At 43.3% G+C, this 21,686-nt stretch carries 19 protein-coding genes; all 19 read left to right on the forward strand.

The features are described from left to right. Positions 1–57 precede the first annotated feature (57 nt). The 19 genes from SD961_RS15110 (at position 58) to gndA (ending at position 21,663) form a co-directional block, all read left to right on the forward strand. Positions 58–1,113 carry a glycosyltransferase family 4 protein gene (locus SD961_RS15110; RefSeq protein WP_318791168.1) on the forward strand — a complete coding sequence of 352 codons (1,056 nt, stop codon included), beginning with the start codon at positions 58–60 and terminating at the stop codon, positions 1,111–1,113. 12 nt (positions 1,114–1,125) lie between these two features. Continuing rightward, positions 1,126–1,926: a glycosyltransferase family 2 protein gene (locus SD961_RS15115; protein WP_318791169.1), complete on the forward strand. Its 801-nt coding sequence runs from the start codon at positions 1,126–1,128 to the stop codon at positions 1,924–1,926. Positions 1,927–2,017: 91 nt separating this feature from the next. After that, positions 2,018–4,249: a phage tailspike protein gene (locus SD961_RS15120; protein ID WP_318791170.1), complete on the forward strand. Its 2,232-nt coding sequence runs from the start codon at positions 2,018–2,020 to the stop codon at positions 4,247–4,249. A 180-nt stretch (positions 4,250–4,429) separates the two neighbouring features. Beyond that, positions 4,430–5,677 carry a colanic acid biosynthesis pyruvyl transferase WcaK gene (wcaK, locus tag SD961_RS15125; protein WP_318791171.1) on the forward strand — a complete coding sequence of 416 codons (1,248 nt, stop codon included), beginning with the start codon at positions 4,430–4,432 and terminating at the stop codon, positions 5,675–5,677. Positions 5,678–5,681: 4 nt separating this feature from the next. Beyond that, positions 5,682–6,905, forward strand: a complete 1,224-nt coding sequence (locus SD961_RS15130; protein ID WP_318791172.1) for a glycosyltransferase — start codon at positions 5,682–5,684, stop codon at positions 6,903–6,905. Beyond that, the gene (locus SD961_RS15135) at positions 6,902–8,242 is read left to right on the forward strand and encodes a lipopolysaccharide biosynthesis protein (RefSeq protein WP_318791173.1); all 1,341 of its coding nucleotides are present in this window, start codon (positions 6,902–6,904) and stop codon (positions 8,240–8,242) included. Before SD961_RS15130 ends, SD961_RS15135 begins: the two co-directional genes overlap by 4 nt. Before the next feature lie 211 nt (positions 8,243–8,453). Further along, the gene (gene galF / locus SD961_RS15140) at positions 8,454–9,350 is read left to right on the forward strand and encodes a UTP--glucose-1-phosphate uridylyltransferase GalF (protein ID WP_318791174.1); all 897 of its coding nucleotides are present in this window, start codon (positions 8,454–8,456) and stop codon (positions 9,348–9,350) included. A gap of 39 nt (positions 9,351–9,389) precedes the next feature. Then, positions 9,390–10,403, forward strand: coding sequence for a UDP-glucose 4-epimerase GalE (gene galE / locus SD961_RS15145; protein WP_318791175.1), 1,014 nt, complete (start codon positions 9,390–9,392; stop codon positions 10,401–10,403). 314 nt (positions 10,404–10,717) lie between these two features. Then, the gene (gene rfbB, locus SD961_RS15150) at positions 10,718–11,806 is read left to right on the forward strand and encodes a dTDP-glucose 4,6-dehydratase (RefSeq protein ID WP_318791176.1); all 1,089 of its coding nucleotides are present in this window, start codon (positions 10,718–10,720) and stop codon (positions 11,804–11,806) included. Next, positions 11,803–12,702: a dTDP-4-dehydrorhamnose reductase gene (gene rfbD / locus SD961_RS15155; RefSeq protein ID WP_318791177.1), complete on the forward strand. Its 900-nt coding sequence runs from the start codon at positions 11,803–11,805 to the stop codon at positions 12,700–12,702. The genes rfbB and rfbD overlap by 4 nt, the downstream gene beginning before the upstream one ends. A 42-nt stretch (positions 12,703–12,744) precedes the next feature. Then, complete coding sequence (gene rfbA / locus SD961_RS15160) at positions 12,745–13,623, forward strand: glucose-1-phosphate thymidylyltransferase RfbA (protein ID WP_318791178.1); 879 nt, start codon at positions 12,745–12,747, stop codon at positions 13,621–13,623. Positions 13,624–13,626: 3 nt separating this feature from the next. Then, on the forward strand, positions 13,627–14,172 hold the full coding sequence (rfbC, locus tag SD961_RS15165) for a dTDP-4-dehydrorhamnose 3,5-epimerase (protein ID WP_318791180.1): 546 nt from the start codon (positions 13,627–13,629) through the stop codon (positions 14,170–14,172). Between the two features lie 4 nt (positions 14,173–14,176). Beyond that, positions 14,177–15,427, forward strand: a complete 1,251-nt coding sequence (locus tag SD961_RS15170; RefSeq protein ID WP_318791181.1) for an oligosaccharide flippase family protein — start codon at positions 14,177–14,179, stop codon at positions 15,425–15,427. 59 nt (positions 15,428–15,486) lie between these two features. Beyond that, complete coding sequence (locus tag SD961_RS15175; RefSeq protein WP_318791183.1) at positions 15,487–16,359, forward strand: ATP-grasp fold amidoligase family protein; 873 nt, start codon at positions 15,487–15,489, stop codon at positions 16,357–16,359. A gap of 12 nt (positions 16,360–16,371) precedes the next feature. Beyond that, positions 16,372–17,133 carry a glycosyltransferase domain-containing protein gene (locus tag SD961_RS15180; RefSeq protein WP_318791184.1) on the forward strand — a complete coding sequence of 254 codons (762 nt, stop codon included), beginning with the start codon at positions 16,372–16,374 and terminating at the stop codon, positions 17,131–17,133. An 18-nt stretch (positions 17,134–17,151) separates the two neighbouring features. Further along, the gene (locus SD961_RS15185; protein ID WP_318791185.1) at positions 17,152–18,222 is read left to right on the forward strand and encodes an EpsG family protein; all 1,071 of its coding nucleotides are present in this window, start codon (positions 17,152–17,154) and stop codon (positions 18,220–18,222) included. 59 nt (positions 18,223–18,281) lie between these two features. After that, positions 18,282–19,166, forward strand: a complete 885-nt coding sequence (locus tag SD961_RS15190) for a glycosyltransferase family 2 protein (RefSeq protein WP_318791186.1) — start codon at positions 18,282–18,284, stop codon at positions 19,164–19,166. Positions 19,167–19,211: 45 nt separating this feature from the next. Then, positions 19,212–20,012: a glycosyltransferase family 2 protein gene (locus tag SD961_RS15195; protein WP_318791187.1), complete on the forward strand. Its 801-nt coding sequence runs from the start codon at positions 19,212–19,214 to the stop codon at positions 20,010–20,012. Between the two features lie 244 nt (positions 20,013–20,256). Next, a complete protein-coding gene (gene gndA, locus SD961_RS15200; protein WP_318791188.1) occupies positions 20,257–21,663 on the forward strand; it encodes an NADP-dependent phosphogluconate dehydrogenase in 1,407 nt (468 codons plus the stop codon). Positions 21,664–21,686: the final 23 nt, after the last annotated feature.

The following is a 21,686-nucleotide window of genomic DNA, read 5'->3' on the forward strand; positions in this document are numbered from 1 at the left end:
TTTTGGTGCAAAATTAACTCACCACTTTGGACTGAAAATATTAACAGGATGATTTAAATGTATAAGTTGCTTATCCTTATTGATCGTATTCACAACAGCGGTGGCACCGACAGAGTAGCCAGCACGCTATCCAGTTTGCTCAGTAACCATAATTATGACGTCACGGTGTTTTCTCTGGAAAAGGGCGATCCCTTTTATCCTACCGATGAAAAAGTAAAAATCCGTTATGCCCAGTCCGATAACCGGCTTTTAAAGCTTAATGAATTTATTCGTTATGCTAAAAGTCAGCCTCATGATGGCATTATGATCATCTCAATGGGGAAGCTTTCTGTTCAGGCATTGCTGACCATGAAACTGTTCCGCGTTAAAACAAAGATCGTTTGCTGTGACCATGTCTCAATTGAAACCTTCAGCCCCAAACTGCGTAAGCTCAAAGTCTTTTGTTACGGCCTGGCCGATGAAGTTGCGGTGCTTACCGAGCACGATAAACATTATCTGGAGTCGCAATACGCCGTAAAGAATGTTCACGTGGTAAGGAATATTTCACCGTTCCACAGTGAACACAGCATGGTTGATTTTGATGAACTCTTTGAGAGAAAAGAGAATAAAGTTCTTGCCGTAGGCCGGCTGACTTATCAAAAAAACTTTGATCGCATGCTGGACGTTTGGAAAAAGGTCAACAGGCAAGGCTGGACGTTACAGATTGTGGGTGATGGTGAAGATAAAGCCGCACTATTGCAAAAAATAAAAAGTTATCAGCTGGAATCGTGCACGGAAATTGTTACGCCTAATAAGCAGATCAATGAATTTTATCGTTCCGCTGGCATGATTATTATGACGTCCCGCTATGAAGGCTTGCCGATGGTATTAATTGAAGCGAAAGACTTCGCTTTACCCGCGATCGCTTTTGACTGTAAAACGGGACCGGCAGAAATCATTAAGGACGATGGTTATGTCGTTGACTATGAAAGCAATGATGCTTTTGTTGTGCGGCTAAATGAGCTGATCGCCGACAAAGTAAAAAGAAAAAGCTTCGCTCAGGCGGCCTGGCGTAATTCTGAAAATTATGGGCCGTCACTGATTCTAAAAAAATGGAATGACATTCTGAACTAAGAAGAAGGTACTATGTTTTCAGTCCTGATTTCCCTCTATAACAGAGAAAAGGCAGAGAATCTGCAACAATGTCTTGAAAGTTTGCACCAGCAGACTTTGCAGGCAGATGAAATAGTGCTGGTCTACGACGGCCCGATTAATGAAACCTTAACGGCCGTTGTCGAAAAATGGACATCCATCCTGCCGATAACCCTGGTCAAGCTGGAAAAAAATGTCGGGCTGGGTAAAGCGTTGAACGCGGGACTTGATCGCTGTTCCCATAATATTGTCGCACGTATGGATACCGATGATATCTGCCTGCCGGAGCGTTTCGAAAAGCAAATTGCCTACATGGAAGCGCATCCAGATATGGCCCTGTTGGGCGCAGCGGTCATTGAGTTTGACGAGTTTGGCAAGGAGCGCCTGAAGAGGCTTCCGCTTGGCAATAATGATATCCGACAATTTGCCAGAATGAAAAATCCCTTTAACCATATGTGCGTGGTGTTCCGCAAAGATAAGGTGATAGCTGCTGGTAGCTATCAGCACCATCTTTTTATGGAGGATTACAATCTCTGGTTGCGGATGCTTGCGCTGGGCTATCAGGTAGCGAACCTACATGACATCCTGATGAAAGTCAGAGCTGGCAGTGATATGGTCGATAAACGTCGCGGATTTACCTATATAAAAAGTGAAATTCAACTCTACAGCCTCAAAATGAAACTTAAACAGACTAATTTCATTAATGGCACGCTCTATTTCTTTATTCGCACCTCTACCCGGGTTATGCCGGTCAAAGTGATGCGTTTTCTCTATGAGAAAGACCGCAAAGGATAGATTAAGGATTAGCTAATCCGTGTGTATCTGAATTGGGAAATACTTCTGGGTGTCACAGTAAAGACATATTCACTAACCCACGGAATTTTATATGAAACGCAGAGAATTAATCAGAACAGCATTTTCATCTATCGTAGCGACAGCAGCTTTAAATTCGCTGCCAGCACAGGGCCGTAGCGAAGACTGGGATCAGGTAAAGCTGAAAAAAGTACCGACAGATGCGATCCCCAAAAGTGACGTTCCGATTTTTTCACCTGATGATGTTTTTACCATGCCGGAGCAATTCTGGCGTGATTTCATCGGAAAACTCTATATTGGTAAGGCGGGAACCGATCCCACTAAGCCACAGAACCTCGTGGATGTTTTTTTTAAAAATGCCAATGGCGATGTGGGACTGCTACAGCAACCCATCACCCTGAACAGCGAAATCCTGAAAAAATTTGTTGCTGAGAAGGGTGCATTATGGTCAGACAGCGAATATTCCATGGCGCTGCATAATGACCGTGATGAGCAACTTTTTTACGTTCCGGACGTGAAAAATAATGGCGGTGCTGAGTTTAGCCGTCGCCTGGCAGAGCCGGCTGGGTACCAGTTAATTGGTGAAATTGCATCATATGCAGCGTTGCGGCAGACTCGTCCGCTGTTCGCAGGAGCAAAAGTACGCCTTAAGGGCTGGCATGACGGCTCAGAAGTTGGCGGTGGGGCTTTTGTTGGTGAAATGAGTGCGGCAGAGGATGATGGGGGATATATTGCCTCATCGGGTAAAGATTTCCACTGGCGTCGCATAAGCGATGATCTCAACCGTATCACTCTGTTTGACTTTGGCGCTATTGCGGACGGAAAAACCGACAGTTTACCCGCCGTCCTTGCCATGTATCACTGGGCGCAGAATAATAATCAGACACTTTCAATCCAGTTCCCAGCCGGACGCTTCTTTATCTCCTCTCTGGATATTTCAGAAAAATATATTCGTTTTTTCCGCCTTGCAGGCGCACCCGTTAACTTCGGCTATTTTCCCTCGACAACGCTGGTCTCTGACGGCAAATCAGAGTTTCTTTTCAGGATTAATGCCCGCTGGGTTGAAGTCAGCAATATTAGCTTTGATGGGCAAAGCAAAGCTCACTCCAATACACAGGGTTTCTTCCATAACACTTGTCCTGCGGGCCAGTATTTTCGGGGTTCTTGTCTGCGGTTCCTCAATGTTGGCGGGGTTTCGCTCAGCCTGATTGACACCCTCGACTGCAAAATCGATCAATGGTATGCCAATTATTGTACCGGTGATGTCATTAAAGGAGTCTGGTCCCTGACTAAAAAAGGCAACTGGGATCATAACACCGCTATCGAATTGTCAAATTTCAATGTCCAGCATTGTTCCCAGGGTAAAGTGCTGAATTTGCCCCGCTGTACCCAGTCACTGATTCATAATGGCTGGATTGAACATAGTGAATTCCCGGGCGATATTTCTAACGGCCAGTGGATAATTGATGCCCTGAGCATTGAGGCCTGTAAAAACCCTCTGATATCGCACTTCTCCAGGCTGAACATGCGCCAGACTAATCTGCAGGCAGGTAGCTGGATTGATAATGCACAGGTTGGCGAAGAGTGGCTGAGCGCTTTTGAGCGTGGTTCTACCCGCGTGGAATCATATGGTATCGCGGTAGACGGTAGCATGAAATATAACTACCTGACCTCACGCTTCCGCATTGCTAACCACAGTAATCAGGAAAAATGGTATCAGCTGGGGAACATTCATACCCCGGATGTGGGTGACAGCTGGCAAATTGAATTGCTGGGTCAGTCACAATTCAGCAACGGCACGGATAAGAGCCCGCTGAAAGATGTCGTCAACGATCGAAATACTGGGGGCAGCGCCTTTGTTACTCTGCAACGTAAAGTGAAGGGTTTTGAGGCCAGCTGGCATGCAGAGGGCAGTAGCCCAATCCTCGATGTTATGTATACAAGAGAGCAGGATGCCAATACCCGGGTTTATGTAAAATTAGCGGGATGGATAGGCTCTGCAATAGTACTGATTAAAACCACCGCTAAAGATCGTTTTGCCAGCGGCCAGTGTGCGCGATTCGATAGCCATATGGAGGCCGAAAACCCGCCAAAAAATGACAAAACATACCGCGCGGTAAAACGGTTTTCATTGCATAACGGTATGGCGGGCATCGGGGCTAACGAGGAAGGAGATCTCCTGGTTAAATCGCGTCATTTAAGCGCCGATCAGGTCGAAACCGCTCAGCCTGAAGGCTATATTTCGATGGTCGTAAACGGGAAGCAGGTTGCAATCCCTTATTTTTCCCTTAAGCAGAGGCCCTGATTACAGCCCGGGCTGTCTACCCATTACCCTGTTCAGGGCAAGGGGGATGGCCCTGTCATTCCCTCTCACGCTGTTTGCCCGTGGTAAGGTAATTTTTTGATTTTCGGATAAATATACTTATTTGTTAGCGCCTGTTAGTTAATAATATATTGTAATAATGCACAAAAATTGTGGGGTCATATGAAGATTTTGTTGGTTGGCAATCACACCTGTGGGAATCGTGGTGATGGTGCTATTTTACGCGGGATTATTGACTCGCTTAATTTTGCTAGGAATGACATTGAGATTGATGTGATTAGCCGCTATCCAACCAGCTCTGGCTATCTGTTACAACAAAAAATCCTGCCAGATGAACTTTTTGACGAGTCAAAAAAAACCAGTAAGATTAGCGATAAAGTAAAGCGCCGTTTGATGCCAAAAATTATGATGGCTCACATCAGCGGCAGGGGCTTTTTCAAATATTTTGCCGTGCCGAAATACCTTCAGGCTTTTACCCATAAGCTGCAGCAGTATGATGCGATTATTCAGGTTGGGGGGTCATTCTTTGTCGACCTTTATGGTCCGTTACAGTTTGAGCATTCCCTTTGCGCTCTGCTGGCAAAAAAGCCAATCTACCTGATTGGTCATAGCGTTGGGCCTTTTCAGAAAGAAAGATTTAACAAAATTGCTAACTTCGTTTTTTCCAGGGTTAATAGCCTGGTATTACGAGAAAGCGTCAGTCTGGACATGATGAAAAAAAGTCATATCTCGACGGAAAGAGTCCAGTCAGGGGCAGATACCGCATTCCTGGTTCGCGCCCGTGAAGTCGCCCACCCAAGCCATAACCTGCTGCACTGGCAGAGCCTGATCGCCTCAACAAAAACCATTACCATTACCGTGCGTGAACTGGCCCCTTTCGACAAGCGTCTTGGGGTGACACAGCAGGAGTATGAGATGGCGTTTGGTAAGGTGATTAACGCGATGATCGACAGAGGTTACCAGGTTGTGGCATTGTCTACCTGTACCGGTATTGACAGCTACAACAAAGATGACCGCATGGTAGCGGTAACGCTGCGCGACCATGTAGTTCATCAAGAAAAGTATCACGTCATCATGGATGAGTTTAATGACCTTGAACTGGGTATCCTTTTAGGACAAAGCCATTTAACAATCGGCACTCGTCTGCACTCTGCAATCATCTCCATGAACTTCGGTACCCCCGCCGTGGCGATTAACTATGAACACAAATCGCTCGGTGTCATGAATCAACTCGGCCTGCCAGAGATGGCAACCGACGTGAAAAGCCTGATGGATGGCAGCATCATTGCAAAAGTTAACGGCATTCTCGACAACTATGATGCAGTTAAACAGCAGGTTGATAACGCGGTAGCGCAGGAAAAGATTTTAGGGAACACCATCACCGAAGATGTTGTTAAGATTTTAGGGTGAATCGATGAAACTAACTTTTTTCACAATGCGATTTCCGGTCTCGTCAGAAACTTTCGTGTTGAATCAGGTCACTCACTTTATTGATAGTGGTTATGATGTTGAGATTCTCTCGGTTTTTCCTGGCGATCTGGTGAACCGGCATGGTGCGTTCGATCGTTATAATCTGGCAGAGAGAACGCACTATCTGCTGCCAGAAGATAAGGAGACCAATGCGGAAAAGCTGAAGCAGCGTTTACAGATTGTGCTGCCTAACGTCCTGAGCATGACCACGCTCAAATCCTTCAATATTGGGCGCTACGGTGCCCAGTCCATTAAGCTGCTGCTGCCTGCCATTGTGGCCCATGCGAAGCAGACCTTCACCGCTGACGTTTTTCTGGTGCATTTCGGCTATGCCGGTGCGCTGGCCAACAAACTGCGGGAGCTCGGCGTTCTGAAGGGCAAGCAGGCGACCGTGTTCCACGGTGCGGATATCTCCCGTCGTCATATTCTGGACGAGCACAAACAGGATTATACGAATCTTTTCCGTCAGACGGAACTGTTGCTGCCCATCAGCCATTTGTGGGAGCGAAAACTGATTGCGATGGGCTGTCCGCCAGAGAAGATTCATGTTATCCGTATGGGCATCGAGCCGGAAAAATTCAATTTGAAGATCCGGGATGCGCTGCATTCTCCACTGCGTATCCTTTCCGTTGCCCGTCTGACCGAGAAAAAAGGTCTGGGTGTAGCGGTGGAAGCGTGCAAATTCCTCAAGGCACAGGGGGCAAACTTCGAATACACCATTATTGGTAATGGTGATATGGAAGAGGAGCTGAACACCGCCATCCGCGCCGCAAATCTGCAAGACTGCGTCAAAATGGTGGGCTTTAAGCCTCAGGAAGAGATCAAACGCTACCTTGATGAGGCGGATATCTTCCTGCTGCCTTCTCTTACTGCTGCGGATGGCGATATGGAGGGGATCCCGGTTGCGCTGATGGAAGCGATGGCGGTTGGTCTGCCGGTGGTCTCAACCGATCACAGCGGTATTCCGGAGTTGATTGAGAATAATGTCTCTGGCTGGCTGGCACCGGAAGGGGACGCTAAAGCCTTAAGCGAGATCTTATTGAAGCTGGCGAAAGATGAAGTGGATGTTGCCCCGGTCGTGGCAGCTGCGAGAAAGAAAGTTGAAACGGAATTTAACCAACATATTGCCTATCGTGAGCTGGCACAGCTGTTGGAGCAACTGGCGTGAGTAGTTTAAAAAATCAGGCCGTATGGCTGTTTGGTGGCACCTGTTTTGCCGCAGTTCTGCAGGTTGTTCAACTGGGCGTGCTGGCACGTAAGCTGGAAGCCCATGAGCTGGGGATCCTCGCCATCATCAACGCCATCCTTGCGGTGGCAATGGTGCTGCAGGATATGGGGATGAGCAGCTACATCGTGCATCGCCAGAATATTACCCGTAAAGAGCAAAGCACCATTTACTGGGTAAACGTGCTACTCAGCCTGCTGACCGGCCTGCTGCTGATCGCCATTGCCTGGCCAATTGCTTATTTTTATCATCTTCCGCAACTGACCGGGCTGATCATGTTGACCAGCCTTAATTTCCTGGTACTCGGTTCGCTGTCGCAATATCAGGCACATTTTATTAAAGCCAAAAAAATGGTGCTGCTGGCAAAAATAGAGATGGCGACTAAGTTTCTGGCTTTTGCCTTAACGGTCGCGCTGCTTTATTTAACGCCTCTTAATGTCTCAGCCGTTATTTTGGGTCTGTTTGCCAATGCCGCGATGCGTATTTTATGCATGATTTGGTTTGGCGAAAAATCATGGCGGCCTACCTTTGAGTTCGATAAAGCAACATTCTTCAGTTCAATGAAATATGGTGTCTATCAGCTGGGTTCGCAGACCATTAATCAGCTACGAACCCAGGCCGATTCCCTGATTGTGGGGAAAGTGATGGGCGCGGAGATGTTGGGTATCTACTCTCTGGCGAAAGAGCTGGTGTTGCAACCGCTTAAGCTGGTTACGCCGGTTATCAACCGTCTGGCTTTGCCCCGATTTGCCGAGAAGCAGCATGAACCGGCGCAGCTGCAGAAGCTGTTCCTGAAAGGGACGTTAGCCATCATGCTGTTTAGCAGCCTGCTGTATCTGGCCATTGGTATTCTCTCGCCGGTTATTGTCCGCGTGCTTTATGGCGCGTCACATGAAGCGGTAGGGCATCTTATCCCGCTGATGCTGCTGTTTGGCATGCTACGGCCGATGGGTGGACTGACGGGGGCCATCTCCCAGGCCAACGGACGCACCAACATGGAGTTCTACTGGAATGTGGTGGCAAGTATCATTGTAGTACTGGTGCTGGCAACAACCTGGTTCTACCCGAACGTCTGGTACGTGGCGCTTACGTTGTCGATCTCCCAGGTGTTGATCTCTGCCTTTGCGCATCCGTTCTTCATAAAGCCCGTTATTGGCCTTCCGTTCCTGCCTTATGCGCGACAATGGGTATCCGTTTCCGTTGTGTTTGTGGCCATTATGGGACTGGTGAATTATTACAATCTCTTTGTGATGCCAGAATGGTTTGCCGGCTGGCTTTAATCTGAATGGACTTATTAAGAAAAAAGGTGACCGTACCCGCGGTTGCCTTTTTTATTTTAAAGCTCAGAGGGTTTAGCGGGAATTGTTCTAAAAAAGGCTGGCAGAATGTGGACCAGCCGCTGCTAAATTTTCAGATTAAGATTATACTTGTGAATCATCTCTTTAATGCATAATCGTTATACGTTTTTTACTTCATTTATATGGAAAAAATATGACCAAGCTTAAAGCAGTTATCCCCGTTGCGGGTCTGGGTATGCATATGCTCCCTGCTACAAAAGCCATTCCTAAAGAGATGCTGCCCGTTGTCGACAAGCCAATGATTCAGTACATCATTGATGAATGTGTGGCAGCCGGCATCAAGGAAATTGTTCTGGTCACCCACGCGTCCAAGAATGCGGTTGAAAACCATTTTGATACTTCCTATGAACTGGAAGCGCTGCTGGAAGCGCGCGTCAAGCGTTCGCTCCTGAGCGAAGTTCAGTCTATCTGCCCGCCAGGCGTGACGATCATGAACGTGCGTCAGCCTCAGCCGCTGGGCCTTGCTAACTCCATTCTTTGCGCACGTCCAATGCTGCATGACGAAGCGTTTGTGGTTGTGCTGCCCGATATCCTGCTGGATGACTCTACTGCCGATCCGCTGCGTTATAACCTTGCGGCGATGGTTGCTCGCTTTGAAGAGACGCAGCGCAGCCAGGTTCTGGTTCACCATATGCCAGAAGCTGACCTTTCTGAGTACTCCGTGGTGAAAACCCAGGAGACTATGGATAACCCTGGTCAGATCAGCCAGATTCTGGACTTCGTTGAAAAACCAGAAAACCCACAGACGCTGGATTCAGACCTTGCTGCCGTTGGCCGTTATGTGCTCTCTGCAGATATCTGGGCTGAGCTGGAAAATCTTGAGCCGGGCGCCTGGGGCCGTTACCAGCTGACCGATGCTATTGCGAAGCTTGCCAAAAAACAGCCTGTTGATGCGCACCAATTGTCAGGCACCAGCTTCGACTGTGGCCGTAAACTGGGCTACATGAAAGCCTTTGTTTCCTGGGGCCTGAGAAACAATGCGCAGGGACGTGAGTTCCGCGAAGAAATCAAAAAGATCCTCGCTAAATAACCCACACGGCCACGTACTGCGTGGTTGCAAGGAGTCAACATGGCTATTTTAGTAACGGGCGGAGCGGGTTATATCGGCTCCCACACGGTGCTGACGCTGTTACAGCGCGGCGACGACGTTGTGGTACTGGATAACCTGAGTAATGCTTCACGTGAATCCCTTAACCGCGTAGAAAAGCTGGCAGGCAAAACGGCGACTTTTTGCGAAGGTGACATTCTGGATCGCGCCTGCCTGCGCGATCTGTTTGCTCAGCACGCTATCACCGCCGTTATCCACTTTGCTGGTCTGAAAGCGGTAGGGGAATCTACCCGCATGCCGCTGGAGTATTACCAGAACAATGTCACCGGTACGCTGGTGCTGTTGGAAGAGATGCGGGCAGCTGGCGTCAATCAGTTTATCTTCAGTTCATCGGCCACCGTTTATGGCGCGGATGCACCGGTTCCCTATGTGGAAACCACGCCAATCGGCGGCACGACCAGCCCGTACGGCACCTCGAAGCTGATGGTTGAATTTATCCTGCGTGATTACGCCAAAGCGAACCCGGAATTCAAAACCATCGCACTACGCTATTTCAACCCGGTAGGCGCACATGAGTCTGGCCAGATAGGTGAAGATCCTAACGGTATCCCTAATAACCTGCTGCCTTATATCGCTCAGGTTGCCATTGGACGTCTGGAAAAGTTAGGCATCTTTGGCGGTGACTACCCAACCAAAGACGGCACAGGCGAGCGTGACTACATCCATGTAATGGATCTGGCCGAAGGTCATCTTAAAGCACTGGACCATATTTCAGCGGTTGAAGGTTACAAAGCCTATAACCTGGGTGCCGGAGTAGGGTACTCCGTACTGGAGATGGTGAAAGCGTTTGAGAAAGCTGCCGGGAAAGAGATCCCTTATCAGATCTCGCCGCGTCGCGCTGGCGACCTGCCTGCCTTCTGGGCGGATGCGTCTCTGGCTGATAAAGAGCTGGACTGGCGTGTATCGCGTGGTATCGACGAGATGATGCGCGATACCTGGAACTGGCAGAGTAAAAATCCTAACGGTTATCGTTGATTGTTGAGCGCGCCCGGTTTTCAACTAAACTCCCTCAGGGGAGTTTTTTGCTTTTACAAACGGGCAAAATCTGAGCGCCCCTCAGCACACAGGTGACTTTAGCACAGAAAAAGTTGTTTTTGATGACAGTGAAGAATGAGAATTTTCATGGTTTTTGCTATCCTGCGTTGTGCTTAAGTTAGTCTTTCTGTGCTTTCATAAAGCCTGCATTTACCCTGAGTAAAGCAGAATAAGTTATTCGACGCGACTGGTAGCGATAGCCAGGGGCGGTAGCGTGGGATAATTTCCTCAAGACAATAAGCGAGATACTCGGCGTGAAAATTCTAGTGACCGGCGGTGCAGGATTTATTGGTTCTGCAGTAGTTCGCCATATTATTAATAATACCTCTGACAGCGTTATCAATGTCGATAAATTGACCTATGCCGGTAATCTGGAATCTCTGGCTGAGGTTAGCGACAGTTCCCGTTACGCTTTTGTGCAGGCGGATATCTGTGATTCGGGCGCATTAAACGCCGTCTTCGACGAGCATCAACCTGATGCCGTCATGCACCTGGCTGCAGAAAGCCATGTGGACCGCTCAATAACCGGACCGGCAGCTTTTATTGAGACCAACATTGTCGGGACATATGTGCTTCTGGAAGCGGCGCGAACTTACTGGAACGCACTCGATGCAGAACGTAAAGCGGCATTCCGTTTCCACCATATCTCTACAGATGAAGTGTATGGCGATCTGCCTCATCCCGATGAGGTAGAAGATAGCAGTGAATTGCCTCTGTTTAGTGAGACTACGCCTTACGCTCCAAGCAGCCCTTATTCAGCCTCTAAAGCCTCAAGCGACCATCTGGTGCGTGCGTGGTTGCGAACTTATGGTTTTCCAACGCTGGTGACCAACTGCTCTAATAATTACGGGCCGTTCCACTTTCCCGAAAAGCTTATCCCGTTAGTGATCCTCAATGCGCTGGATGGGAAACCGCTGCCAGTCTATGGCAAAGGCGATCAAATCCGCGACTGGTTGTACGTGGAAGACCACGCCCGCGCGCTTTATACCGTTGTGACTAAGGGCATTGTAGGTGAGACTTACAATATCGGCGGACACAATGAGAAGCAGAACCTGGAAGTAGTGCAAACCATCTGCAATCTACTGGATGAAATCGTCCCTAAGAACGAAAGCTATCGCGACCAGATTACTTATGTAGCGGACCGGCCAGGGCACGATCGCCGTTATGCAATTGATGCCGATAAAATCAGTAAAGAATTGGGTTGGAAGCCGGTAGAAACGTTTGAAAGCGGTATTCGCAAAACTGTGCAATGGTATCTGGATAATAATGAGTGGGTAAGTAACGTTAAGAGCGGATCTTATCAGTCATGGATCGAGCAAAACTATAGCGGGCGTAAGCCATGAATATTCTCTTATTTGGTAAGAATGGACAGGTTGGCTGGGAATTGCAGCGTGCGCTGGCGCCAATAGGCAACGTGACTGCACTGGCTACAGGTTCAATCAATTATTGCGGAGACTTTAACAACACGGCCGGGATCGTAGAGACTATTCGCACGCTTCGCCCTGATGTTATCGTTAATGCCGCCGCTTACACTGCGGTAGATAAAGCGGAGTCAGAGCGGGAAATGGCTCAACGCATAAATGCTACTACCGTTGAAGCCATCGCCAAAGAGGCTCAGCAGCTTGGAGCATGGCTGATTCACTATTCTACTGATTATGTTTTTCCAGGGACCGGTACAGATGGCTGGAAGGAAACTGATGCGACTTCTCCGCTAAATTTCTATGGTGAAAGTAAGCTCGCGGGTGAACAGGCTATTCAACGTCATTGTAAAAAGTACCTGATTTTCCGTACCAGCTGGGTTTATGCCACAAAGGGCAATAACTTTGCCAAGACCATGATTCGTCTGGCTAAAGAGCGTAGTGAGTTAGCTATTATAGACGATCAGTTTGGTGCGCCCACTGGCGCTGAACTTCTGGCAGACAGTGCTGTTCACGCATTAATGATAGCTTTGAAAAACGAGAAGGCAGCGGGGCTTTATCATCTTGCGGCAGCAGGCACCACCTCATGGTTTGAGTATGCTTCGATGGTCTTTGATGTGGTACAGAAAACTGGAATTGAACTAAAGGTTACCAGCGTAAAACCCATTCCTACAGCGAGTTATCCTACGCCTGCTCAACGACCACTCAATTCAAGGTTAGATACCCGCTCTTTTCAGCAGACATTCGGATTGAACCTGCCGTCATGGCAGCAGGGAGTCATACGTATGTTAGAAGAGCTAAGCTCCCTAAAGGCACTATGACCCCTATAACTCTGTTGACCCCTATTAGCAAAATTGAGAGAAATGATGAAGCGTAAAGGAATCATTCTGGCTGGCGGCTCTGGCACTCGCCTCTACCCTGTAACTATGGCCGTAAGCAAGCAATTACTCCCGATATACGACAAGCCAATGATCTACTACCCGATCAGCACGCTCATGCTGGCTGGTATCCGCGATATATTGATTATCAGCACGCCTCAGGATACGCCCCGGTTTGAACAGCTGCTTGACGATGGCAGCCAATGGGGTCTGAATCTGCAATATAAAGTGCAGGAAAGCCCTGATGGTCTGGCTCAGGCATTCATTATTGGTGAAGAATTCATTGGCGATGATAACTGTGCATTAGTATTGGGCGATAATATTTTTTACGGTCACGATCTTCCGAAGCAGCTTGAATCCGCAGTAAATCAACCGTCTGGCGCAACCGTATTTGCTTATCACGTCAACGATCCTGAGCGCTACGGGGTAGTGGAATTTGATAAAGAAGGTGTTGCAGTCTCTCTTGAAGAAAAACCCTTAGAACCTAAGAGTAATTATGCGGTAACCGGACTGTACTTCTACGATAACAGCGTGATTGAAATGGCTAAAAATTTAAAGCCCTCACCTCGCGGCGAGCTGGAAATCACTGACATCAATCGTCTCTATATGGAGAAGGGTGCTCTACAGGTAGCTATGATGGGCCGAGGTTACGCGTGGCTTGATACCGGCACCCATCATAGTTTGATTGAAGCTAGTAATTTCATTCAAACTATTGAAGAGCGTCAGGGATTGAAGGTCTCTTGTCCGGAAGAGATTGCCTACCGTAAAGGGTTTATTGATGCTGAACAGGTTAAAAAATTGGCAGCTCCGCTCTCTAAAAATGCGTATGGGCAATATTTGCTGAAAATGATTAAAGGTTACTAAGTAATGAACGTTATAAAGACAGATATCCCGGATGTTTTGATTCTTGAACCAAAGGTCTTTGGTGACGATCGAGGATTTTTCTTCGAAAGCTTTAATCAGAAAAATTTTGAAAGCGCCGTAGGACGAAAAGTAGAATTCGTGCAGGATAATCATTCAAAATCATCTAAAGGTGTGCTCAGAGGACTGCATTATCAGCTTCCACCTTACGCACAGGCTAAATTGGTTCGCTGTGTAGCAGGTGAAGTATTTGATGTTGCTGTCGATATACGTAAGGAATCGGTCACTTACGGAAAATATGTTTGTGCACATCTCTCTGCTGAAAATAAGCGACAAATGTGGATACCAGAAGGCTTTGCTCATGGGTTTATAGTCTTAAGTGACAGTGCTGAATTTGTTTATAAGACAACAAATTATTATGCTCCTGATTACGAAAGAGGGATTCTTTGGAACGATGATTATATAAATATTCCATGGCCGATACCCATGGAGTCTATTTCAGGAAAAGATGCTCAGGCGCCAACGCTGCAGGGTGCTGATCGTTCAGAGTAAAATCATGTATAAAAGAAAAATAGTTTCATTAATTAGTAATAACAAAAAAATAATTGAAAATTTATCTTATCTTACGGTAATTCAGATTATTTCCATGTTGTTACCTTTCATCACTTATCCTTATCTGATAAAAACGTTGGGTTTGTCATTGTACGGAAAGGTTATGCTTAGTCAGGCAATAGTAAGTTATGTTGCTATTATTATCGACTTTGGATTTACTATCAGTGCGACAAAATCAATTGCAGAAGTAATATCAGATAAAGTAAAAATTAATGAAATCTGTTCTGCGATAATAGTTACAAAAACAATAGTGTGGGTAATAAGCACAATAATTTATATTACTTCTGTATTGGTTTTTGTAAATGATTTTCAAAGTAAGATCCTTTACCTGACGGCTTATACGCTGACTTTTAATGAGTTTTTAATTTGTCAGTGGTTTTTCCAAGCCAAAGAAGATATGAAAATCATCGCATTATTATCTGTTATAGCCAAAATAATAAATATAGCCTTGGTATTTACATTTATTAATGGTCCATCAGATTATATTTATGTTTCATTGCTTACTGGTATTTGCTACTTTATAACAGGGGTGGGGTGCATACTTTTGATGCTTTCCAGACATATAGAGTTACAACGCCCCTCTCTATCATCCATCAAAAACGTAATCAAAGACAGTTTTAATATATTTCTTACCTCAGCAGTTATAACAATAAAAAATAAATTAGATGTCATATTAATTGGTGCCTTCCTTAACTCCGAATTCGTAGCTATATATGATTTTTCACAGAAAATATTAACATTGGCTTTAATACCAATTAATATAATAAACAGTGCGGTTTTCGCGAAAATGTCACGAGAGAAAAGTCTCAATTTTCTCAAAAAGTTAATTTTCGCTTCTGTTATATTATCTACGGGGTATGTATTATTCGCACAGTTATTTATTCCTCTAATAACCAAGGTGCTATTTGTTCCAAGTGAAGAATCAATATTTCTCACGAGAATGATGATGATATCTGTGGTGGTTTTTTCAATAAGTTTACCTTTAGCACGCAATGGGCTGCTGATATATGGCTATACACATTTACACTTGCTAGGAGCGTTTTCAACCACAATTGTTTACCTCCTCACAATGATGCTCGGATATTATTTTAATCTTCTTACAAGTTTAAACTTTTTCCTTTACACCTCTATTGGCATTTTTTCATACGAACTTATCTATCGAATAGCATTATGTCGATGGAAAAAAATAATTTAACTCGCGGTCTAAGTTTCACTGTTGATACAGTTTGGCCAAAAAAAAAGGCTGTAAATTAAATGATAATAGAAACATTAAAAATCCTGAAAGCAAGAATTCTTCCAGATTCTGTATATTTGAAGATGATTTTCAAAAAGCATCTGGGTTATAATTTAAATTTAAAAAATCCAAAAACGTTAAACGAAAAGTTACAGTGGCTGAAACTAAATTATAAGGATCCAATTTTAACCACCTGTACAGATAAAGTTGCAGTGCGAGATTATATCGCTGAAAAGATTGGAGAGGAGTATCTTATACCTTTATTGTTTACAACGAGAGACGTTAATGACTTAAAAAAATACTCTTTTCCAGACGTGCCTTTTATTGTCAAAGCTAATCACAATAGTGGTGGGTTTAAAATATATAAAAATAAAAATGATGTTGACCTTGACGAGCTTGTCGCGCAATGCCAGATATGGTTAAAAACAGTTTATCATCATAAAAATAAAGAATGGCAATATAAAAACATACCACCTACTATATTGATTGAAAAATTGCTTATGGATGAAGATGGTAATATACCAAGTGATATAAAGTTCACGTGTGTTAATGGGCAGGTTGAAATTGTTCATATAGACTCTAATAAAGAGGTTGTCCATATGAGGAATAATTACACTCGCGATTTTGAACCATTAAAAGTGAATTGGCCAGCTGAATATCCACGGAATGAGTACATTAGTAAAATAGAAAATTTTGATAGGATGAGAGATTTAGCTGAGAAGTTGGCTAAGCCCTTTCCGTTCGTGAGAGTCGACCTTTATTCGGTTCAGGGAAAAATTTATTTTGGTGAACTTACATTTCATCCAACCTCTGGTTTTGGCCGTTTTTCACCACCTCAATACGATTTAGAGATGGGTAAAAAGCTGGACTTAACTAATATAAAACGAACCTGATCGAGAAAAATAATGGGTAATAGAATTCTGGTTTATACAGCATTGTTTGGCGGCTATGATAGGCTGCTGGAACCTATGTATATAGACGATAAATGTGATTACATTTGTGTAACTGATGATAAAACGCTTGTATCAGAAAAATGGAAAATTCAGTTAAGTAATGTAGAAAATAATCCAATTGAAATGAATCGAATGTATAAAATCTTACCACATAGGTTTTTTAGTTCATACGATGTAGCGATGTATGTTGATTCAAATGTACAGCTTAAAAAGTCACCGTCTCGTTTAATAACTGATTATTTAAAAGAAGCACCTATTGTTTTTCCAAAACATTTTTTGAGAAATTGTATTTATCAAGAAGCAAAAGTTTGTTTAGAACATAAAAAAATCAACTCTGATGAATATACTGATATTGTGGAAAACCTATTAAGGAAAAATAAATTTCCACCGGATATTGGACTTGCAGAAAATAATATTTTGATTAGGGATATAAGTAACCCTGAGATTAAAAATGCTATGGAAAAATGGTGGGTGATTTTTGGGTCTTATGCCCCGAGAGATCAACTTAGCCTAATGTATGTATTGTGGCAAGAAGGATTGAAATATTCATTTATGAAAGAAAGTTCAAGAAATGATAATGAATATTTCTCTTATGAGCTTCATAAGCACAATCAATCTAATAATATTTTTAAAAATAAACTTATTTCTATGGCCTCAATGAGGGATAAGAATATTATAAACAAATGCATTGCAAAATTATTGGATAAATTGTAGTTGAACTGGGTAAAATAGATGGAAATATACGCTATAGGTTATTTTTTATTTTATTTTTTTGCTTTAATTTCAGTTGATAAGAATTCAAAAGCTAGCACAAATAAAGTTATTTTCTCCGTCTCATTTTTTATTTTGCTAATATTCTGTGCCCTTAGAGGGATAATTGATAGAGACCACCAAAATTACCTTACTATTTATGGCTATATTGTTCATGGCGATGGCTATTTAATTGAACCTTCGTATTATTTTTTTAGTCTGCTATCAGATTTTTTGACCAGTGGGCCAATATTGCTGTTTGTTTTATATGCTATAATTGGCTTAGGTTTTAAATTTTATACCTTTAGAACTTATAGTATATTTCCGGTAATCTCTGTTTTAGTATATTATAGTAATTATTATTTCTTGCATGAAATGACACAAATAAGAATTGGTGTTTCAATTGCAATTGCGATAATAGCTATAAATAATTGGTTGAATGGGAACAAAAAGTTTTTTTTCATACTATTATTCATCTCTTGCCTTTTTCACTATTCAGCACTGATCTTCTTGATAATACCGTTCATGCCGAAAAGAAGGATTAATGCAAAAGAAATGGCTGCATATGCTTTTGTTATTTTAATTTCTTATATAATGTTTATATTGCATTTTGGGTTTGCTACGGCTTTTTCATATATACCTATAGGTTACGTGCAGGAGAAGTTTGCGATTTATAGCCAAAAAGCTGAAATGGGTGAAGTTCAGGCAATTAATGTCTTCAGCGTCATGCAATTAATAAAAATAATAAATATTATTTTGATGTATTTTTTTGTGGCGAAAAAACATGATGATTCGAAGTTTTTCAACTTAATGCTTCGCTTTTATATCTTTTCCACAATTTGTTGGGTTGTGTTCTTTGATATACCTGTTTTCGCTGTTCGCTTATCCGATTTATTTGGTATTTCAGAAATATTTATTCTGCCATATTTATTGTATGTTTCAAAAAACAAATACATTGGAGTTTTTTTGCTAACTTTATTTACTGGCATGGTTTTTTATATAAATATATTTCATAATATTTTACTTGAACCTTATGTTACCTTTTTTAATTAAATAATCACTTTAATTAATCTGTTAATAATAATCAATTGAACTCGGTCGGTATGGTGTTTATGAACAATAGCAGGATTGCTGCCATAGTAGTAACCTATGAACCAAGTGATGGTGTCAGTACCCTATTGAACTCATTAAGTGGTCAGGTCGATAATATTATTATTATCGATAATAACAGTGCAAATTTTGTAATAGAAAATAGTAATCATACTCATTTCATCAGGCTTCCCAAAAATGAGGGAATTGCCAGTGCTCAAAATCACGGAATCATACTGGCCGAAAAGCTGGATCATGATTTTGTCGTCTTCTTTGATCAAGACAGTATCGTTCCTGAAGGGATGATCTCTGATTTGTTTACAAACTACATTAATCTTGAAGAAACGGGTATCAAGCTGGCAGCAGTAGGCCCTATATTTCAGGATTACAGATTCAAATTCATTTATCCCCAAATAAAACTTGACGGCAAGGGAGTCAGAACACGAATCACTCCTGAAAAAAATAGCCCTCCGTTTGAAGTGAGTTTTATCATTTCTTCGGGCAGTTTAATGAAGCTGGAAGTGCTCAAGAAAATTGGCTTAATGAAGTCAGAATATTTTATTGATTACGTAGATACTGAGTGGTGCATGCGGGCAGGGCATGAAGGATATAAAATATACTCAATACCGACCAGTCGTATGGATCACGCTATAGGTGATGACAATATTGTCTTTCTGAAATACAAGCTACCGGTGCATTCTCCGTGGCGAAGGTATTATAGAATGAGAAATATGTATTATCTTTTTAAACTTCCTTATATTCCAGTTTTGATGAAGCTAAGAGAGTTTATAATTAATAATGCTCACCAGTTACTGCTGATTTTTTTCTCACCTGGAAAAAGGATTTCTTACTTGAAATATTGGTTTAAAAGTCAAATTGATGGGCTGAAAATATTATTTCACTCTTGATGCTATTTGAACTTTTTTCTAAGAAAATTATTAAAGGTTCATAACATGAATGATAGTTGTATTTCAGGAAGAAAAGTTTTTATATCAGTTGTTTCTCATGGGCATTCTGTAATGCTTAAAGAACTAGATTCGTTAGCGAAACTTGCAGAAGTGTTCCATGTAGTCGTAAAGAACAACACACAGGATAGTGAGATTGTTTCTTATTGTGATGAAAATAATATCCATCTCATTGACTCTGATTATAATAAAGGTTTCGGCTTTAACAATAATATAGTCTATAACTTTTGCTGCTCTGAACTTGGTATGTCGTGTAAGGATTTTTTCTTAGTTGTTAATCCTGACGTTTTTATCAGTAAAGATGAGATAATGAAACTTATTATTTCAATGCATGAAAGTGATATTTGTGCAGCAACAATTAATCTCTTTAAGGACGCAGATTTCTCAATTTCTGATGATTCAATTCGAAACTTTCCAACTTTGATGGATTTCATAAAGTCTTTTACGCTAGGTATCAATAAAACAAAAATAAATAAAAATACGATCGATCAAAAAAAGAAGATAGATTGGTGTGCTGGATCGTTTATGGCTTTTACTGCATCAACATTTGGGAAGCTTAAAGGTTTTGATATTAATTATTTTATGTATTGTGAAGATGTCGACATTTGTTACCGGTTAAAAAAAGAAGATTTACCGCTAATCTATTTTCCTGATGTGCGTGGATTGCATATTGCAAAGCATAATAATCGCAAGGTTTTTTCAAGGCATTTTTGGTGGCATCTTAAAAGCGTTATTATTTTTACAATGGCAAGGAATGGTTTTTTGAAACCAAAAAGCAACATCGTGTAAATTTCAGCCCATTACACGAATCTATCTAAAAATTTCAGTATCGGTATTTGTTAATTTTTTATAATATTTTTGAATAGTGATTATTGGCATAATTATTAAAATGAATAATGTTTTTTTATCCAGTTGAGTTCAGTGATGGCTATCGCACCAATTACTACGCTTATCATATTGATTTGAGTTAACATATTCAGAACATTGGCTGCAGTTTAAATACTGCTAGTAAACTACGTAGACAGGAGTAGGTATGTCCAAGCAACAGATCGGCGTTGTAGGTATGGCTGTTATGGGTCGCAATCTGGCACTCAACATTGAGAGCCGTGGCTACACCGTTTCCATCTTTAACCGTTCACGCGAGAAGACTGAAGAGGTTATCGCTGAGAATGAAGGCAAAAAGTTGGCGCCTTACTACACCATTGAAGAGTTTGTTGAGTCCCTTGAAAAACCGCGTCGTATCCTGCTGATGGTTCAGGCTGGCGAAGCGACTGACAAAACAATCGCTTCCCTGACGCCGCACCTTGATAAAGGTGACATTCTTATTGACGGTGGTAACACCTTCTATAAAGATACTATTCGCCGTAATCGCGAACTGTCTGACCAGGGCTTCAACTTTATCGGTACCGGTGTTTCCGGCGGCGAAGAGGGCGCACTGAAAGGCCCATCCATCATGCCTGGTGGCCAGAAAGAAGCTTACGAGCTGGTAGCTCCAATCCTGAATGAGATTGCTGCCCGTGCAGAAGGCGAAGCTTGCGTAGCTTATATGGGTCCGGATGGCGCTGGTCACTATGTGAAGATGGTGCACAACGGCATTGAGTATGGCGACATGCAGCTGATTGCTGAGGCTTACTCCCTGCTGAAAAATGCCCTGAACCTGAGCAATGACGATTTGGCTAAAACCTTCAGCGAGTGGAACGAAGGCGAGCTGAGCAGCTACCTGATTGACATCACTAAAGACATCTTCACCAAAAAAGATGAAGACGATAAATACCTGGTTGATGTGATTCTTGATGAAGCAGCGAACAAAGGTACCGGTAAGTGGACCAGCCAGAGCTCCCTGGACCTTGGCGAGCCACTGTCACTGATCACTGAATCCGTATTTGCCCGTTACCTGTCCTCGCTGAAAACTCAGCGTGTTGCAGCTTCTAAAGTGCTGAGCGGCCCGACTGTGCAGACTATCTCTGGTGATAAGACTGAGTTCGTTGAGAAAGTTCGCCGCGCTCTGTACCTGGGTAAAATCGTTTCTTATGCTCAGGGCTTCTCTCAGTTGAAAGCCGCTTCTGACGAGAACAACTGGGATCTGCACTACGGTGAGATCGCTAAAATCTTCCGTGCTGGGTGCATCATCCGTGCTCAGTTCCTGCAGAAGATTACCGATGCTTACGCAGACGATGCCAACATCGCTAACCTACTGCTGGCGCCATACTTCAAAAACATCGCTGATGAATACCAGCAGGCGCTGCGTGATGTAGTTGCGTATGCTGTACAAAATGGTATTCCAACACCTACCTTCTCGGCAGCCATCGCCTACTATGACAGCTATCGTTCAGCGGTATTGCCTGCTAACCTGATTCAGGCGCAGCGCGATTACTTCGGTGCGCATACCTATAAGCGTACTGATAAAGAGGGTGTCTTCCATACCGAATGGCTTGACTGATATTCTGGCTCCCGCGATAGCGG

It is taken from the genome of Erwinia sp. MMLR14_017, from assembly GCF_033657285.1.
Taxonomy (GTDB): domain Bacteria; phylum Pseudomonadota; class Gammaproteobacteria; order Enterobacterales; family Enterobacteriaceae; genus Erwinia.

Bases quoted from the DNA above. Each gene is read 5' to 3' on its own strand.
- galE (WP_318791175.1), top strand. From the start codon at position 9,390: ATGGCTATTTTAGTAACGGGCGGAGCGGGTTATATCGGCTCCCACACG.
- wcaK (WP_318791171.1), top strand. From the start codon at position 4,430: ATGAAGATTTTGTTGGTTGGCAATCACACCTGTGGGAATCGTGGTGAT.
- SD961_RS15110 (WP_318791168.1), top strand. From the start codon at position 58: ATGTATAAGTTGCTTATCCTTATTGATCGTATTCACAACAGCGGTGGC.
- rfbC (WP_318791180.1), top strand. From the start codon at position 13,627: ATGAACGTTATAAAGACAGATATCCCGGATGTTTTGATTCTTGAACCA.
- SD961_RS15185 (WP_318791185.1), top strand. From the start codon at position 17,152: ATGGAAATATACGCTATAGGTTATTTTTTATTTTATTTTTTTGCTTTA.
- SD961_RS15170 (WP_318791181.1), top strand. From the start codon at position 14,177: ATGTATAAAAGAAAAATAGTTTCATTAATTAGTAATAACAAAAAAATA.
- galF (WP_318791174.1), top strand. From the start codon at position 8,454: ATGACCAAGCTTAAAGCAGTTATCCCCGTTGCGGGTCTGGGTATGCAT.
- rfbD (WP_318791177.1), top strand. From the start codon at position 11,803: ATGAATATTCTCTTATTTGGTAAGAATGGACAGGTTGGCTGGGAATTG.
- SD961_RS15190 (WP_318791186.1), top strand. From the start codon at position 18,282: ATGAACAATAGCAGGATTGCTGCCATAGTAGTAACCTATGAACCAAGT.
- SD961_RS15115 (WP_318791169.1), top strand. From the start codon at position 1,126: ATGTTTTCAGTCCTGATTTCCCTCTATAACAGAGAAAAGGCAGAGAAT.
- SD961_RS15175 (WP_318791183.1), top strand. From the start codon at position 15,487: ATGATAATAGAAACATTAAAAATCCTGAAAGCAAGAATTCTTCCAGAT.
- SD961_RS15130 (WP_318791172.1), top strand. From the start codon at position 5,682: ATGAAACTAACTTTTTTCACAATGCGATTTCCGGTCTCGTCAGAAACT.
- SD961_RS15120 (WP_318791170.1), top strand. From the start codon at position 2,018: ATGAAACGCAGAGAATTAATCAGAACAGCATTTTCATCTATCGTAGCG.
- SD961_RS15195 (WP_318791187.1), top strand. From the start codon at position 19,212: ATGAATGATAGTTGTATTTCAGGAAGAAAAGTTTTTATATCAGTTGTT.
- rfbA (WP_318791178.1), top strand. From the start codon at position 12,745: ATGATGAAGCGTAAAGGAATCATTCTGGCTGGCGGCTCTGGCACTCGC.
- gndA (WP_318791188.1), top strand. From the start codon at position 20,257: ATGTCCAAGCAACAGATCGGCGTTGTAGGTATGGCTGTTATGGGTCGC.
- SD961_RS15180 (WP_318791184.1), top strand. From the start codon at position 16,372: ATGGGTAATAGAATTCTGGTTTATACAGCATTGTTTGGCGGCTATGAT.